The sequence below is a fragment of the Cellulosimicrobium sp. EB106-03-01-XG111 genome, assembly GCF_058792115.1.
This window is the reverse complement of record NZ_JBYTEQ010000002.1, coordinates 124088-137748: the sequence shown is the minus strand read 5'-3', so window position 1 is coordinate 137748 and position 13661 is coordinate 124088. Positions and strand designations below refer to the sequence as shown.

Here is a 13661-nt window from a genome sequence, read left to right as displayed (position 1 = left end):
TCACACCCCCAGGACTTCGAACAGATCGACCGAGTGCTGGGCGGTGCCCGGCTCGGAGCCCGTGGAGTAGAAGTACATGCCCGCGTACCCGCCGCCCGACTGCGGGCCGGTGGCCGTCGTCGTGGTCGCCGTCCACGCAGAGGGCTCCGGCGTCCCGTCGAGCCAGACCTTGACCTGCCGCGTCGTCGGCGCCGAGCCCGTCACCCGCGAGCGGATGTGGACCAGCGCGCCCGCGGCCACCCCGGTCAGGACCCCGGTCGTGTACGACGACTCGTCGAAGCTGACGTCGACCCGGCCCGGGGAGCTCGCGTGCGCGGACCCGTACTGGCGCACCGACACCTGCTGGAAGACCGTCGAGGACTGCCGGCGCTGCTGCACGCGCGCGATCCGTGCGCCCGCGGTGGGGGAGTCCAGTGCGACGACGACGTGCACCTCGGTGTCGTCCTGCGAGAAGCCCGGGAGCATGCCGCCCTGCGTCTCGGACGCGACGGTCTGCACGCGTGCGCGCCCGCCCGACACCGACGTCTTCGCGGTCGAGATCACGGTCCACGACCCGCCGATGTCGGCTGCGCCCCATCCCGCCGCGACGACCCGCTCGAACAGGTCGCGCGCGTAGACGACCGGCTCGGGCGCCGGGCCCGAGCCGACGCGGATCACGAGCGCCCCCTCCGGCTCGGTCACCTCCGGCGCGTCGAGGTCCACCACGATGATCCCCGCCCCGTACAGCGCCGCGAGCGCCTGGGCAGTCGCGGACGCGGGGTCGGCGACGAGCTGCCCGATCCCGCCGTCGTCGACGCCGCCGCCGTGCTCCCCGGACTCGAGCTCGTTGCGCAGCTGCTCGACGCCGGCGATCGCCGCGGCGGCGAGGTCGGCGTAGCCCTGCTCGGAGGTGATGGGGCCGCGAGCGCCGGTGCCCTCGTCGAGCCAGTCGATGAGGCCGTTCGCGGGGTCGTGGAAGAACGTCGGGACCGCGAACGTGGGCAGGACCGCGAGCCGCGCGTTCGCGATCGGGACGGTGCCGTCCTTGTCCTCGAAGATCTGCGCGGGCGTGGTCGTGTCGCGCAGGACGACGCGCACGGTCTGCCCGACCAGCTGCGTGCGCATCTCGCCGGTGAACATGTCGCGGACGGGGGACAGGTCGTAGCGGACCAGGGCCATGGCGTGGGGCTCCTACTCGGTCGGGCGTCTCGTGCGCGGCGGGCGTGCGGGGGTCAGCGCTCGTCGCGCGGGAGGGACGTGATGTCCGGGACGCCGTCGGGGCCGGTGGGTGCGGTGTGTCGGCCGACGGCCTGGACCTTGTCGGTGACACCGACCGGCTTCCACAGGCCGTAGTGGGTGGCGACGGAGACGACGAACGCTGGCAGCGCGGCGAGGAGCGCGACGCCGAGGTCGTAGGTGACGGCGTCGGTGAGGGCGCGTGCGAGCTCGACGAGCAGGGACGAGAGCAGCGAGAGGGCGGCGAGCAGCGTCGCCTTGGCGCCGCTCGAGGTGACGCGGGTGGTGACGAGCCCGACGAGCACGGGCAGGAGGACCGCGATGCAGAGCTGGACGACGGCGAGCGGGTCGAGCGTGAACGCGACGACGGGGACCGCGGTCCCGGTGCCGGCGAGCACGACGGCGGTCGCGGTCGTCGACGTGACGACCAGGAGCAGGCAGGCGGCGAGGAACGCCGCGGAGAGCATGGACAGGGCACGACGGATCACGGGATGGCTCCGATCAGGTGGGCGAGCACCCGCAGGGGCTCGACGAGGAAGAGGTGCAGGACAGCCAGCAGGCCGAGGACGCCGAGCGCGAGCGCGACGGCGCCCCCGGCCAGGGCCAGAGGGATGCGGCGCGCCGCCGCGAGGGCGGCGCGCCGGGTGCGGGGGCTCACCGGAAGAGGCGGCCGGCGTTGAGCTCGGCCTGGATGATCTTCACGCCGGTGCTCGGGCGGCCCCACTCGCCGTCGCCGACGTAGCCGCGGGCGCGGCCGGTGGGCGTGGTCTCGAGGTACTGCTGGAACGCGTAGTCCGTGCGCGTGCGGCTGATGACGGCGGACGGGACGTTCTGCCGGTGGCCGACGCCGTCGACATCGAGCGCGCGCCCGTCGTAGTCGCGGAAGCCGCGGGCGTTGAGGAAGCGCTGCAGCGCGCGCGTGAAGTTCGACGGCGCGGACAGCGTGCCGTCGGGGTTCGCCGAGCCGATCGCGCGCTGCATCGCGCCGAGCGTGCCGGAGCCCTCGAACCCGTCCTCGTCGAGCTTCCCGCTCGGCGGAGCCGGGACGGGACGCGCCGGGGCCGCCCCGTTGATGCGCGCGACCATGCCCGCCCAGCCGCCCTCGGCACCGGCCAGGAGCTGCGTGGGGCAGTTCTTCCCGGTGATGTCGTGGTGGTTCTTGAGCTGGGGCCCGACGCCGATCGAGCGCAGCCACTGCGCGAGCTCGATCGCGTTCTGCACCGTGCGGGCGTAGTCGCCGTCGGGGTTCACGCACATCTCGACCGAGACGTAGTGCAGCCCGCCGCGACCGGCCGACCAGGTCTTGATCCCGTTCGCGAACGACTGCACGGCCTCGGTGTCGTCGACGGTCCAGTTCCACGACGCGTTGCGCACGTTGCCGCGCTTCTGCAGCCGGGCGTGCGCCGCGGCGTTCGCGCCACGGCTCTTGTTCGCCGTCTCGTGGAACAGGATGCCGACGGCTCTCGAGCCCGGGCCGTCGGTCATCGAGCGGATGACCGACGCGGGCGCGAGGTCCTGGCGGGTGGTGACCATGGGTGGAACCTCCTGGGCATGACGAAGCCCCGGACGCCGTGCGGCAGCCGGGGCTGGTGGGTGGGTGGTCAGTACTTCGGCCAGGGGCCGAGCTCGTCGTCGGTCGCGCCACGGTCGGCCGCGATCCGGCGGGTGCGGTGCAGAGCGTCCTCGAGGATGCGGCGGGCCCGCGCTTCCTTGTCGCGCTCGGCCCACGCGTCGCGCTCCTCGGCCTGACGGCCCTTGAGCCAGGCGACGATGTTGTCGACGAGCTTGGTGATGATGCCGCCCGCGCCGATCGCGGTGAGCAGTAGCGCCCAGGTCTCCACGCGTGCCCCCTCAGACGTCTGCCGGGTGGGCGTCGACCGGGCGGTACGGTCGCTCGCTCACCCTCACCCACCTGACGAGCTGCATGCCGAGGACGAACGACACGAACCACGCCTGCAGCATCCGGTTCCCCGGCTGCTGCACCTGCAGCGTGGTGAGGATCGCGAGGTAGATGCCGGCGGCGAGCGCGATCGACAGCACCGCGGACCGCTCGAGCCAGTAGATCCCCGGCAGCGCCGCGACCGTGCCGAGCGCGCAGCCGAACGAGAGCAGCACGGTCAGCGCCGCCATGGCGGACGACCCGATCTGACCCTCGATCGACGCCGGCGGCGAGACCGTCGCGTACACGCCGGCCGCGACGCCGCTCGCGTACATCGCGAAGTACGCCACGGAGATGACGCGCGGCTCGCGGACCTTCTGCCACGCGCGGCGCAGCGCCCGGGCGACGGTGCTTCCGCTCCTCATGCTCGCCGCCCTCACGCTTCGTAGATCGCGACGCGGCCGCCGCGGTTCGCGCGCGCGACGGCGCCGTACCCCGTGCCGTAGATGCGGCGTGTGCGTAGGGAGAACGTCTGGGCCCCGGTGAACACCTGCGCCGACACTGCGGCGTGGTACTCCTTCCACTGGTTCGACTGGTTGAACGCGTTCGACCCGACCCAGGAGCTGATCTGCGTCGCGCCGACCAGGGCGTCGAAGTCCCACCGGGTGTTGTTGTTGTCCGCCTCGTTGCCGAAGAACCCCGCCACGACCGCCTCGACCCGGTACGGGACGCCGGGGTCGGGGATCGCGACGGAGCCGACGATCTGCGGGGACGCGCCCCACACCTGCCAGGTCTCCTGGCGGCCCGGGATGCCCGACGGCGGCAGGTTCGCGAACGCGAACTGGTACACCGCGATGAGGCGCCCGGCGCCGGTGCTGACCCAGGCCGGCTGGCCGGGGCTCCCGGCGAGCTCGCGGACGAACTCACCGCGGCCGCGGCGTGCGCGGGTGCCGAGGGGCACGTTCGTGGGGAGCTCGTCGTCCTTGGTCAGGAGCAGGCTCGGGCCCGTGCGGGTGCGCAGGTCGACGACGGCGGCCTGGTTGAGGGCCTGGCCCTGCTTGCGGGTGATCGCGTAGTGGACGAGGTCCTCGATCCCGGGCGGGCCACCGTCGTAGGCCGGGCGCGCGTTGGACCCCTCGACCCCGGCGATGCGGTGCAGCCTCACGGGGCCGGGCTCCTGCGCGCCCCAGGTGGGGTCGTACCGGCACACGATGAGGTCGGTGCGCCCGACGGAGCTGTCGGTCGACGGCGGCACGGTCAGCGGCTCGGTCTGCCCGGCGGGGATCTTGTGCGCGAAGCCGCCCACGCGCGCGATCGAGTCCTGGGACGGGGAGCCGATGAGGACCTGGTCGGTGCTCGTCGGGGTGGTGATCTGGTAGGCGGTGCCGTTGACGTCGCCGACGATCGCGGGCTCGTCTCCGAACAGGTCCCGCCACATGCCGTCGGTGAAGTTGACGCCGGTGATCGGCCCGGACTGCTGGGGCATGTCAGGTGCTCCTCTCGAGGGTGCGGATCGCCCGGAGCGCCCGGGTCATGGTGGCGGCGTCGGGGTCGTCGTGCGCGGTCGCGCCGGGCGAGCCGACGACGACCTTGACCGTCTCGGTCGCAGCGGAGCCGGCGGCCTGCACGGTCGTCGTGAGCTCGCGCACGGGGCGTGCGCGCAGCTGCGGCGGCAGGCCGTCGAGCAGGACGGACACGACGTCCCCGACGCCGTAGTGCTCGCGCACGCGAACGTCCACGCCGTCGGCGACGTCGAACTCGACCGCGGTCGGGGCGGCGCCCTCGGCGATCGCGTCGTCCATCGCTGCATCGATCTCGCCCTGGTCGCTGGTCTGGCGCTGGTCGACGGCACGCTCGCGGCCGCGGCCCCACAGGTCCTCGGCCGCGGTGTCGATCCTCTGGGCGTAGAACCGGTCGACGCCCTCGCCCCCGGCGGCCGCGATCGGGCGCGTGACCTTGGGGTCCTCGTAGTGGTACTTCCACGAGGTGATGAATCCCGACGCGGCGGTGTCCGGCGGGCCGAACCGCACCCGGTCGGACAGGTCGCGCACCTCGTCGACGACGACGAGCAGACGCGGCGTGCCGGCCTGCTCGTCGTGCACGATCCGAACCCGCAGCCCGGCGGCCTCGGCCAGGTCGTGCACGACGACGCCGAGGTCGTTCATCCGGGCGGTGAACCGCGCCGCCCCGCCGCGTCCGAGCGAGACCGGCAGCACGAGCTCGCCCATGCGGCGGTTGGGGACCGCGCCCGCGCCGAGGTTCGCGCGGATGTACGCGAGGATCAGGTCCTCGCGCGAGCCGGTGCGCACGTCGTGCTCGGCGGTGAACTTCGACAGGGTGCCGGTCAGGGTCTTCGACGGGACCTGCCACGCGAGCCGGTCGGAGAACGCGTCGTTGTCCTCGATGAACCCGAGCGTCATCGTCTCGGTGATCCGGCCCGTCGTCGAATCGACGCCGCCGCCGCGGTCGTAGGACCACAGCTGGCCAGAGACGATCTGCTCGTCGTCGCGGGTCAGGATGCAGCCCATGCCGGCCTCGAACACCGACAGCGCCCGGGCGGGCCCCGTCAGCACCCAGGTGCCGGGGGTGTTGTCCCGCTCGATGACCTCGAGCTTGGTCCACCCGTCGACCGGGTCCGGCCCACGGCGCAGGTCGCGCAGCCGCGGGGTCACCATCCAGTCGGCGCTCACCACATGCTCCTGTACCCGCCGCGCCAGCCCAGGCGCAGCGTCGCTCCTCCGGAGGCGTTGGGGACCTCGACGTCGAGCCGGTTCGTCCCGCGGGTGAACGGCCGGAACCGGGAGGCGAGGGAGATCATCTGCCAGGCGGGCACGCCGTCCAGCCGGGCCGAGCGCCCGCGCGGGTCGGTGACGACGCGCAGCGTCGAGCCGGCGGGGATCGCGCCGTCGATGACCAGGTGCAGGCCCGAGTCCGCGATGATCGTCGCGCCCTCCGGAGCCGGACCGTCGAGCTCGATCTCGGGCCAGACCTTCACCGCCGACGGCATGTCGACCGGCATGTCGTTGCTGATGAGGGTCGAGGGCGAGAGCTTGAGCGCGCCCCACGGGTGGTTCGTCCCGGCCGGGGCGAGGAACGGCCCGCCGCCGCTGAGCGGGAACGGCAGCGTGCGCCGCTCCCGGTCGCGCGCGTAGGGGTGCGGTGCGACGAGGTCGAGGACGATGCGCTCGGAGTACGCCTGGCCGTGCATGTCGCCCTCGAGCCCGCCGCGGTAGGCGACGACGAGCTCGCGCGGGCCGGTCGGCGTGGCCGAGCAGATCTTGAAGTTCCCCTCGCGCTGCATCCCGACCTCGGGGTCGGTCAGGTCCCGAAGCGCCTGGACGTGCTCCCACTTCTCGGCGTCGGTGTTCCCCCACACCTTCAGCGGCAGCGTGATGTCTCGAGCGAGGACCGTGACGTCCTCGATCGAGCCGCCGGGCACGCCCGGGGTGACGCCGATCGCGAGATCGACCGGCGGCACCCCGAGCCCCAGGAACCCTGACTGCAGCAGCACGTGACCCAGGGAGTCGGTGTGCGTGAGCGGGATGACCGTGCGCCCGTCCATCGACTCGAGCCACAGCGACCACGTGAAGTTCCGCGGCCGCTCCTCCGGTGGGAGGGTGCGGACCGAGACGAGGATGATCTGCGGCACGTCGGCCTCCTAACCGTTGCGGCGCGGGTTCTTCAGCTGGACCTGACGCGCCGCGTGCACGAGCGTCTGCGCCGTCACCGGCCGCTCGTGGTTGACGACGGTCAGGTCGTAGGTGTCGCCGCCTCCGTTGCCCTCGCCCATGCGGGCGAGCGCCGCGGAGATCTCCGCCGGCGACATGTTGAGCACCGTCTCGGGGCGCCCGAGTCTGTTCTCCACGAGCGTGAAGCCCGGCTGCAGCACGGCCCCGGCGTCCGCGAACGCGTACTGCATCGGCTCGGCGCCGGGCAGGATCCCGCCGTCGGCCATGGCCCAGTGCACGTGGTTGTAGTGCATGCCCTTGGTCGGCTCGGGGTACACGTAGGGCCGTCCCTTGTACAGCTGCTGGGCGCCCATCGGGGAGTAGATGAGCTCGTAGCTGTTCGGGTACGCCGCGCGCAGCGTGTTGAAGATCCGCGCCATGCCCGCGGTGTCCATCGACCCCGCTCCTGCGAGGTCGACCGCACGACCCTGCCCGTGCATCGACGGGTACCCCGTGGCCGTGATCGCGCCTGGCCGGAAGCCCGACGTGACCCGAGCCCACGGCATGAGGTCGCGCACGATCTGGGACATGCGCTGCCACCCGATCGCGCCAGACGCCGGCGGCGCGGACGCCGCCGACTCCGCGTTCTTCCGGGTGACCAGACCCTTGACCGTCTCGACGAGACCGCCCACGGCCTTGCGCGGCAGCTCCGACACGATCGTGCCGAGGTCGCCCGCACCGATGCCCGCGAGCACCGCGTTCATCGGCTTCGTGATGAGGTCCGCGAGCGCCCCGACCGGGTCCTGGAGGAACTTCGCGACGGACTCGGCGGCGTCCCCGGCCCAGTTCCACGCGGCCGACGCGCCGCGCGCGACGGAGTCCCATGCGTCCCCGGCCCAGCCGGTGATGTTGCCCCACACCCCGCCGTTGGCGAAGTGCACCCGGGGCGCGAGGTCGTATCCGAACCGCTCGGCGACGTTCGCGAGGATCGACGTCGAGCGGCCGCGCTTGGCCGGGGCGAGCGGGATGTACGCCTCGCCGCCGGTCTCGGGCTCGGCCCAGACGCGCCATGCCCCGGCGGGTGCGATCTGCGCGTCGTGGTGCTCGCCGCCGTCGGCGAACTTGATCGGGTTGACCACGGGCAGGCGCAGGTCGAGGCCGACCTTCTCGGCGATCGAGTCCCACGTCTTCTTGATCCCGTTGGTGTAGACGGTCTCGATGATGAAGTTGACCGGCTTGGCGGCCGCCTCCTTCACCTTCTCCCACGCGGTGGAGATGACGTCCTTGGTCTTCTCGAACACGACGCCGACGGCCTCGACCCCCGCCTTGATCGGGTCGAAGACGTAGGTGCTGATCCACGTCCACCCGGCCTGCAGCCCGGTCTGCACGGCGTTCCACGCGGGCAGGATGATGTTGTCCTTGACCCAGGCGAAGCCTTGGCCGAGGAGTTCCCACCCCAGGCGCATGGGGGTGAAGACCCACTGGTTCAGCCAGTTCCACGTGTTGACCCCGGCCTGCAGCAGGGTGTTCCAGACGGGGACGAACACGTTGTCCTTGACCCAGGCGAACCCGGCGCCGAGCATCTCCCAGCCGAGCTTCATCGGGGCGATGACCCACTGGTTGATCCAGTTCCACGCGTTGACGCCGGCCTGCACGAGCGCGTCCCACACGGGGACGAACACGTTGTCCTTGACCCACGCGAACCCGGCGCCGAGCAGCTCCCACCCGACGCGCATCGGGAGGAACACGTTCTCGTCGAGCCACGCCCACGCGAGCTGCGCGGTGACCTTCACGGCCTCCCAGACCGGGGCGAGGAGGTTGTCCCAGACCCAGGTCATGCCGTCCGCGAGGAGCTGCCACGCCGTCAGCCAGGTCACGAAGATGACCTGCAGCACGGTCCACACGCCTTCGGCGCCGGCCTTGATCCCGCCCCAGACGGCGTCGAAGACGGGCACGACGGAGTCCTGGAACCAGGTCACGACCGGCTCGACGGCGTCGAGGATGTCCTGCCACCGGTCGGAGAACCAGTCACCGACGGTCGCGAGCCCGTCCTTGATGCCGTCCCACAGGTCGGAGAACCAGGCGCCGATCGGCTCCCAGACGTCCTTGACCCAGGCGACGACGGCGTCCCAGTTCTCGACGATCGCCCACACGGCGGCGCCGACCGCGACGATCGCCGCGACGATCCACGTGACCGGCGAGGCGAGCATCGCGCTGTTCGCCGCCCACTGGGCCGCGGTGTACACGCCCCACCCGGTGGCGAGCGCGCCGAGCGCGACGCCGAACGCCTGCAGCGCGGCGGGGTTCTCCTCGACCCAGCCGAGGATCTTCTCGGCCGGTCCCAGGAGCGGCTCGACGCCGTCCATGAGCACGCCCATGAACCCGCGCTTGAGGGACTCGAGCCCGGTCGAGACGTTGCCGTTGAGGGTCTCGCCCATCTCCGTCGCGGTGCCCGAGAAGTCGGAGAACGCGTCCCCGGCCGGGTCGATCATCCCGAGGAACTCGGGGATCTTGTTCGTGCCCAGGTCCTCGAGCGGGGTGCCGAACAGGGCGAGCGCCGCGGCCGCCTGCGTGGCCGGGTCCTCGGTGGTCTGCAGGGCGTGCACGATCTGGCCCATGGCGTCGTTCGCCGCAGGGCCGCCAGCGAGGATCGCGTTCGTCATGTCCGTGGCGGACAGGCCGAGAGCCTCGTAGGCGTCGGTCGTCGACTTCGACATGTCGGTCGACCGGATGGTGAACTCCTTGAGAGCGTCACCCATCTTGTCGATGCCGTACTGCCCGTTCTCCGTCGCCGAGACGAGCACGCCCATGGCGGTCGCCCCGTCGAAGCCGAGCTGGGAGAAGTAGGCCGAGTACTCCTGGGTGGCGTCCATGACCTCGCCGCGCAGCGCCTCGGGCACCTGCTGCAGCGATCCGGTCATGAGGTCGAACGCCGACATCGCGTCCGGGGCGAGCCCGTTCTTGATGAGGATCCCGGCGTTGCGGGTCGCCTCCGAGACGTCCTGGTCGAACGCCTTCGCGAAGTTCAGCGCCGTCGCGGTGACCTGCTCGAGGTCGCCCTGCGAGGCGTCGCGCATGCCGTCGATCGACGACATGACCGACCCCACGGCCGTCGAGACGTCGCCGAGCGACTCGCCGTAGGCATCGGCGTACAGCGAGCCCGCGACCTCGCCGGCGGTCTGGGACTGGGTGACGGTGAGGTCGAGCGAGGCGGTGAGCTTGTCCACGCCGGCGTCGAGCTCGAGCGCGCCCGACCAGGCCGACGCGACGAGCGCCGCGGCGCCGGCGACGGCGGCGGCCTTGACGACGAGGTCGCCGAGTCCGCCGACGAGGTCCTTCGCGCCGTCCTTCGCGCGGCCGAGGGACTCGCGTACCGAGCCCCACCCGGTGGCCTGCTGGCTGGTCTCGTTCTCGAGGTCGGACGTCGCCTTCTCGAGCTGCTGGGTGACCTCGCGGTGCTCGCGCTTGGCGGCGACGAGCCGGTCCTCGACCGAGATCGTCTTGGTGGCCGCGGCCTCCTGACGGTCGCGCGCGGCGGTCAGGCGCAGTTCGGCGGCGGTCGCGCGCGCGGAGTCCTCGCCGTACTTCGAGCGGGCGTCCGCGAGCGCCTGCTCGGCGAGCACGACCTTGGCGGCCGCGTCGGACTGGGCGGCGCGGGCCTTGGCGATCGCCTGGGTCTCCTCGGCGACGATCTTCTCGGTGCGCTTCTTGGCGGTCTCGAGCTCGTCGACGACGGCCTTGGTGCCCGCGTTCCCGGCGGTGCTGGAGAACGCCCCCGACCAGGCCTTGCCGGACGCCCTGCCGGCCTCGCTGGCGGCCTTCGTGGAGCCCCCGAGCAGGTCCTTGGCGAACGCCCCCATGGCCGGCAGCACGTCGAGCCAGACAACGTCGCCGGCCATGGGGACCCCCTCACTCTTCGGTTGTGGTCCGCTCCTGCCGTTCACGGCGGGCGGGGTCGGTCAGCGTGAGCAGCAGGTCCTCCTGCTGCTCGCGGTAGACCTCGGCCTCGGCGTCGAGCTGCTCGAGCTGGCGCTCGGTCGGCTCGGGCAGCGGGAAGAGGTCGGGCTCACGCGGCTGGCGGGTGACGATCGCGGCGACGTCGGCGCGCAGGTAGCGCAGCTGGGTGTCGATGCTGTGCAGCAGCCGGTGCGTCTGGGACCACGGCCCGTTGCGCTCTCGCCCCCACGGGGTGTCCGGGCCGAGGTAGGCGATCATCAGGCGCAGGTCGGCGTGCGAGAGCGTGCCCGCGATGTACTCCCGGACCGGGTCGCGGGGGCTGTACGTCTGCATCAGCGACGCCCGGATCTCCTCCGGGGCGTCGCCGATGAGCTCGATCAGCCCCCGTAGCGGAAATCGCGGAGGCGGTCCTGCGCGGCGAGCAGCTCGGCCTGGTAGATCGCGGCGAGGTCCTTCGACGTGTAGCCGGCCGCCTGCCACGCAGCCCACTGCTCCTCGGCGTCGCGGTCGGGGTTCGCGCCCAGCACGACGAGCGGGATCGCGTTCTCCTCGTCGGACTGCGTCGCCTGCTGCAGCCGGTCCTGGTAGTCGTCGTCCTCGTCGAGCAGGAGCGGCAGCTTGATCTTGACGACGTCGCCGTCGCCGATCTCCACCGGCACGAGCGAGCCCTCGCCGATGACCTCCTCGGAAAACTGCCGCTTGAACTTGTCCATGCGCACCGGGGCCCGGCGCTGCTTGGTCTTGGCCATGGTTGAACCTCACTTCTCGGGGAACCTGGGGGAACCAGCAGGGAGGCGGGCGGGCGTGGTTCCCCACGACGCCCGCCCGCCTCCCAGCTCAGACCTGCTCGACGGTCCCGAAGCCCGGGCCGTTCTCGGCGCGGGTGAGGGTGCGGCCGACCGCGACGTCCTTGAACAGCCCGAACGTCATGCCCAGGCCCTCCGCGGTGGTGCGGTTCAGGGTGCGGTCGTTGACCGAGATGATCTTCGCCGAGTAGCCGTACTCGTAGCGGTAGAACGCCTGCGGCCCGACGCCGTCCTGCATGAGCACGTGGACGCGCAGGAACGGGTAGTCCGTGATCTCGCCGTCGTGGTAGATCCACGGGGCGTGCGCCTCGGCGGGGAACTGCGACGGCAGCTTGCCGTGGTACAGGGCGTTCACCCACGCCGAGGACGCCTGACCGAACGTCACGGCCAGCGTCTGCTCGATGCCCGTGATGTCGTCGCGGACGTTCTCGAGCGACTGCACCATCTGGGTGCCCTCGCGCGAGATCGACTTCGCCTGGGTCATGCCGTCGGTCGTGATGAACCCGAGGATGCGCGCACCCGCAGGCAGCGCGGTCGGGCGGTGGTCGGTGGTGTCGAACCACGCGGTGGGCACCGGAGCGCTGCCGTCCTCGACGGCGAGCAGCTGGGTGCCCCACTTGCGGACCTGGTCACGTCGCGTCGAGGACGCGACGAGGTCGGAGACGATGACGCCGGCCATGAGACCTCCAAGAGAGAAGGCCCCATGCGGGGCCTGGTGGGTGGTGGGTGGACGAACCGTCAGCGCAGCGGCCGGACGGTCAGGGTGTACGTCGCGATCGCGCGGCGCACGGACTGGTTGCGGTAGGGGTCGAGCGCGAACGCGAACGTCTCGGCGACGTCGTCGACGTACTGCTCCGAGCCGTTCGCCGCGAGCGCCCGCATCGCGACCTCGACGCGCTGGACGAGCGGCCACAGCGAGGCGCGGTCAGGTGCCCAGGCGCCGATCTCGAGGTCGACGTCGCGGTCGATGTCGCGCCCGATGCCGCCGACACGCTCGACCGAGAGGAACGGGACCAGCTGCTCCTCGTTCGGGCCGATCTCCCCGGCGCGCCAGGTCGAGACCTCGCGGGTCTGCCCTGCGACGTCGGTGGTGGGCACGTGGGTCTCGAGCCAGCGCACGCCGAGCTTCTCGGCGTCCGGCCACGAGCCCGACGCGTCCGGCTCGGGGAGTGCGAGCGTGAGCTCGGCCATGGGTCCTCCCTTCAGGCGCGTGCGGCACGGCGCAGGATCTGCGTCCGGGACAGCACGGCGCGTGCGTCGGCTGCCTTCATCTCGTCGGTGACCGTGGCCTCGACACGCGCGTAGGGCCGCTTCACGCCGCCCTGCGCCTTCGTGCCAGGGCGGGTGCCCCTGGTGGTACGCAGCGCCCTGCCGAACGCCACAGCGCCCGCCTGCGCGGCCACGCGCTGGGCTCTGGGCTGGACCCGCCGAGCCTTCGCGTCGAGCGCGCGAAGCACCGCGGGGGAGTGCATGGCGCGCTCGATCAGGTCGGGGGTGAGCGTGACCTTGGCCATCAGGCACCGCCCTTCGGTCCGCCGCCCCACCGCACGAGCACGAGCTCGGTGTGGTCGAGCGGGCCGCCGGAGTCGAAGTGCTGCGGCTCGCCCTCGATCTGCAGCTCGTCGCCGGTGCCGCCGTCGCGCACGACCTTGCCGCCCGCGTGCGCGATGCGCGTGACCGGGCCCGACGCGCGCCACCGGGCGGTGACCTGTTCGGCGGCGACGAGCTGCTCGGAGGTGCCGATCGGCTCCACGTGGAAGCCGTCGACCGGGTGCGGCACCTCGCTCGTCGGCGCGATGCCGTCGACCGGGCGGCCGCGGACGACCTCGACGAAGACCAGCGTCTCGCGATGCTGGTCCGCGCCGAGGTCCCACAGGGACGTCACAGCACCGGGCCGGGCGCGTCCTGAGGCGGGATGAGCCCGAGCTCGACGGCGTCGGCGATCGAGTACTCGACCGCGCCGTAGCGGACGAGGCCCCCCTCGACGCGCGCGACGCGCCGCTGGTTCTGGGTGGGCGGCTGCTCGGGCGCCGCCTCCTGGGCGGCGACGGCAGCGGGCTGAGCGGCGGCCGCACCCGGGGTGGGCGTCTGGCCGTCGGCGGGCTGGGGGTCGGGAGTCGGTGCGGTGCGGGCCAT

Annotated in this window: 17 protein-coding genes; all 17 read right to left on the bottom strand. The window is 72.3% G+C overall.

Annotated elements, in window-relative coordinates:
* Positions 1 to 1158 (bottom strand): hypothetical protein, encoded by a 1158-nt coding sequence (locus AC3WT4_RS02650; RefSeq protein ID WP_492314636.1) that lies wholly within the window; start codon positions 1156 to 1158, stop codon positions 1 to 3.
* Positions 1159 to 1211: 53 nt separating this feature from the next.
* A complete protein-coding gene (locus AC3WT4_RS02645; RefSeq protein ID WP_492314635.1) occupies positions 1212 to 1703 on the bottom strand; it encodes a hypothetical protein in 492 nt (163 codons plus the stop codon).
* Positions 1700 to 1873, bottom strand: coding sequence for a hypothetical protein (locus tag AC3WT4_RS02640; protein ID WP_389303960.1), 174 nt, complete (start codon positions 1871 to 1873; stop codon positions 1700 to 1702). Before AC3WT4_RS02640 ends, AC3WT4_RS02645 begins: the two co-directional genes overlap by 4 nt.
* Entirely contained in the window at positions 1870 to 2748 is an 879-nt protein-coding gene (locus AC3WT4_RS02635) for a peptidoglycan recognition protein family protein (RefSeq protein ID WP_492314634.1), read from the bottom strand. The genes AC3WT4_RS02640 and AC3WT4_RS02635 overlap by 4 nt, the downstream gene beginning before the upstream one ends.
* Positions 2749 to 2816: 68 nt before the next feature.
* On the bottom strand, positions 2817 to 3056 hold the full coding sequence (locus tag AC3WT4_RS02630; protein ID WP_389303964.1) for a hypothetical protein: 240 nt from the start codon (positions 3054 to 3056) through the stop codon (positions 2817 to 2819).
* 10 nt (positions 3057 to 3066) lie between these two features.
* Entirely contained in the window at positions 3067 to 3519 is a 453-nt protein-coding gene (locus AC3WT4_RS02625; RefSeq protein ID WP_492314633.1) for a hypothetical protein, read from the bottom strand.
* An 11-nt stretch (positions 3520 to 3530) separates the two neighbouring features.
* On the bottom strand, positions 3531 to 4580 hold the full coding sequence (locus tag AC3WT4_RS02620) for a hypothetical protein (RefSeq protein WP_492314632.1): 1050 nt from the start codon (positions 4578 to 4580) through the stop codon (positions 3531 to 3533).
* Between the two features lies 1 nt (position 4581).
* Positions 4582 to 5784: a Gp37-like protein gene (locus AC3WT4_RS02615; protein WP_492314631.1), complete on the bottom strand. Its 1203-nt coding sequence runs from the start codon at positions 5782 to 5784 to the stop codon at positions 4582 to 4584.
* A complete protein-coding gene (locus tag AC3WT4_RS02610; RefSeq protein WP_492314630.1) occupies positions 5781 to 6743 on the bottom strand; it encodes a phage tail family protein in 963 nt (320 codons plus the stop codon). The genes AC3WT4_RS02615 and AC3WT4_RS02610 overlap by 4 nt, the downstream gene beginning before the upstream one ends.
* 9 nt (positions 6744 to 6752) lie before the next feature.
* On the bottom strand, positions 6753 to 10661 hold the full coding sequence (locus AC3WT4_RS02605) for a phage tail tape measure protein (RefSeq protein ID WP_492314629.1): 3909 nt from the start codon (positions 10659 to 10661) through the stop codon (positions 6753 to 6755).
* A gap of 10 nt (positions 10662 to 10671) precedes the next feature.
* Positions 10672 to 11052: a hypothetical protein gene (locus AC3WT4_RS02600; RefSeq protein ID WP_492314628.1), complete on the bottom strand. Its 381-nt coding sequence runs from the start codon at positions 11050 to 11052 to the stop codon at positions 10672 to 10674.
* A 44-nt stretch (positions 11053 to 11096) separates the two neighbouring features.
* Complete coding sequence (locus AC3WT4_RS02595) at positions 11097 to 11468, bottom strand: hypothetical protein (RefSeq protein WP_492314627.1); 372 nt, start codon at positions 11466 to 11468, stop codon at positions 11097 to 11099.
* An 88-nt stretch (positions 11469 to 11556) separates the two neighbouring features.
* Positions 11557 to 12204 carry a hypothetical protein gene (locus AC3WT4_RS02590; protein ID WP_492314626.1) on the bottom strand — a complete coding sequence of 216 codons (648 nt, stop codon included), beginning with the start codon at positions 12202 to 12204 and terminating at the stop codon, positions 11557 to 11559.
* Positions 12205 to 12263: 59 nt separating this feature from the next.
* The gene (locus AC3WT4_RS02585) at positions 12264 to 12716 is read right to left on the bottom strand and encodes a hypothetical protein (RefSeq protein WP_492314625.1); all 453 of its coding nucleotides are present in this window, start codon (positions 12714 to 12716) and stop codon (positions 12264 to 12266) included.
* Positions 12717 to 12727: 11 nt separating this feature from the next.
* The gene (locus AC3WT4_RS02580) at positions 12728 to 13039 is read right to left on the bottom strand and encodes a hypothetical protein (RefSeq protein ID WP_257418847.1); all 312 of its coding nucleotides are present in this window, start codon (positions 13037 to 13039) and stop codon (positions 12728 to 12730) included.
* The gene (locus AC3WT4_RS02575; protein ID WP_492314624.1) at positions 13039 to 13410 is read right to left on the bottom strand and encodes a hypothetical protein; all 372 of its coding nucleotides are present in this window, start codon (positions 13408 to 13410) and stop codon (positions 13039 to 13041) included. The genes AC3WT4_RS02580 and AC3WT4_RS02575 overlap by 1 nt, the downstream gene beginning before the upstream one ends.
* Entirely contained in the window at positions 13407 to 13661 is a 255-nt protein-coding gene (locus AC3WT4_RS02570; RefSeq protein ID WP_492314623.1) for a hypothetical protein, read from the bottom strand. The genes AC3WT4_RS02575 and AC3WT4_RS02570 overlap by 4 nt, the downstream gene beginning before the upstream one ends.

Excerpts from the sequence above, each read along its gene's own strand:
- AC3WT4_RS02580 (WP_257418847.1), bottom strand. The coding sequence starts at position 13,039 with ATGGCCAAGGTCACGCTCACCCCCGACCTGATCGAGCGCGCCATGCAC.
- AC3WT4_RS02620 (WP_492314632.1), bottom strand. The coding sequence starts at position 4,580 with ATGCCCCAGCAGTCCGGGCCGATCACCGGCGTCAACTTCACCGACGGC.
- AC3WT4_RS02650 (WP_492314636.1), bottom strand. The coding sequence starts at position 1,158 with ATGGCCCTGGTCCGCTACGACCTGTCCCCCGTCCGCGACATGTTCACC.
- AC3WT4_RS02625 (WP_492314633.1), bottom strand. The coding sequence starts at position 3,519 with ATGAGGAGCGGAAGCACCGTCGCCCGGGCGCTGCGCCGCGCGTGGCAG.
- AC3WT4_RS02590 (WP_492314626.1), bottom strand. The coding sequence starts at position 12,204 with ATGGCCGGCGTCATCGTCTCCGACCTCGTCGCGTCCTCGACGCGACGT.
- AC3WT4_RS02605 (WP_492314629.1), bottom strand. The coding sequence starts at position 10,661 with ATGGCCGGCGACGTTGTCTGGCTCGACGTGCTGCCGGCCATGGGGGCG.
- AC3WT4_RS02585 (WP_492314625.1), bottom strand. The coding sequence starts at position 12,716 with ATGGCCGAGCTCACGCTCGCACTCCCCGAGCCGGACGCGTCGGGCTCG.
- AC3WT4_RS02570 (WP_492314623.1), bottom strand. The coding sequence starts at position 13,661 with ATGGCCCGCACCGCACCGACTCCCGACCCCCAGCCCGCCGACGGCCAG.
- AC3WT4_RS02600 (WP_492314628.1), bottom strand. The coding sequence starts at position 11,052 with ATGCAGACGTACAGCCCCCGCGACCCGGTCCGGGAGTACATCGCGGGC.
- AC3WT4_RS02635 (WP_492314634.1), bottom strand. The coding sequence starts at position 2,748 with ATGGTCACCACCCGCCAGGACCTCGCGCCCGCGTCGGTCATCCGCTCG.
- AC3WT4_RS02595 (WP_492314627.1), bottom strand. The coding sequence starts at position 11,468 with ATGGCCAAGACCAAGCAGCGCCGGGCCCCGGTGCGCATGGACAAGTTC.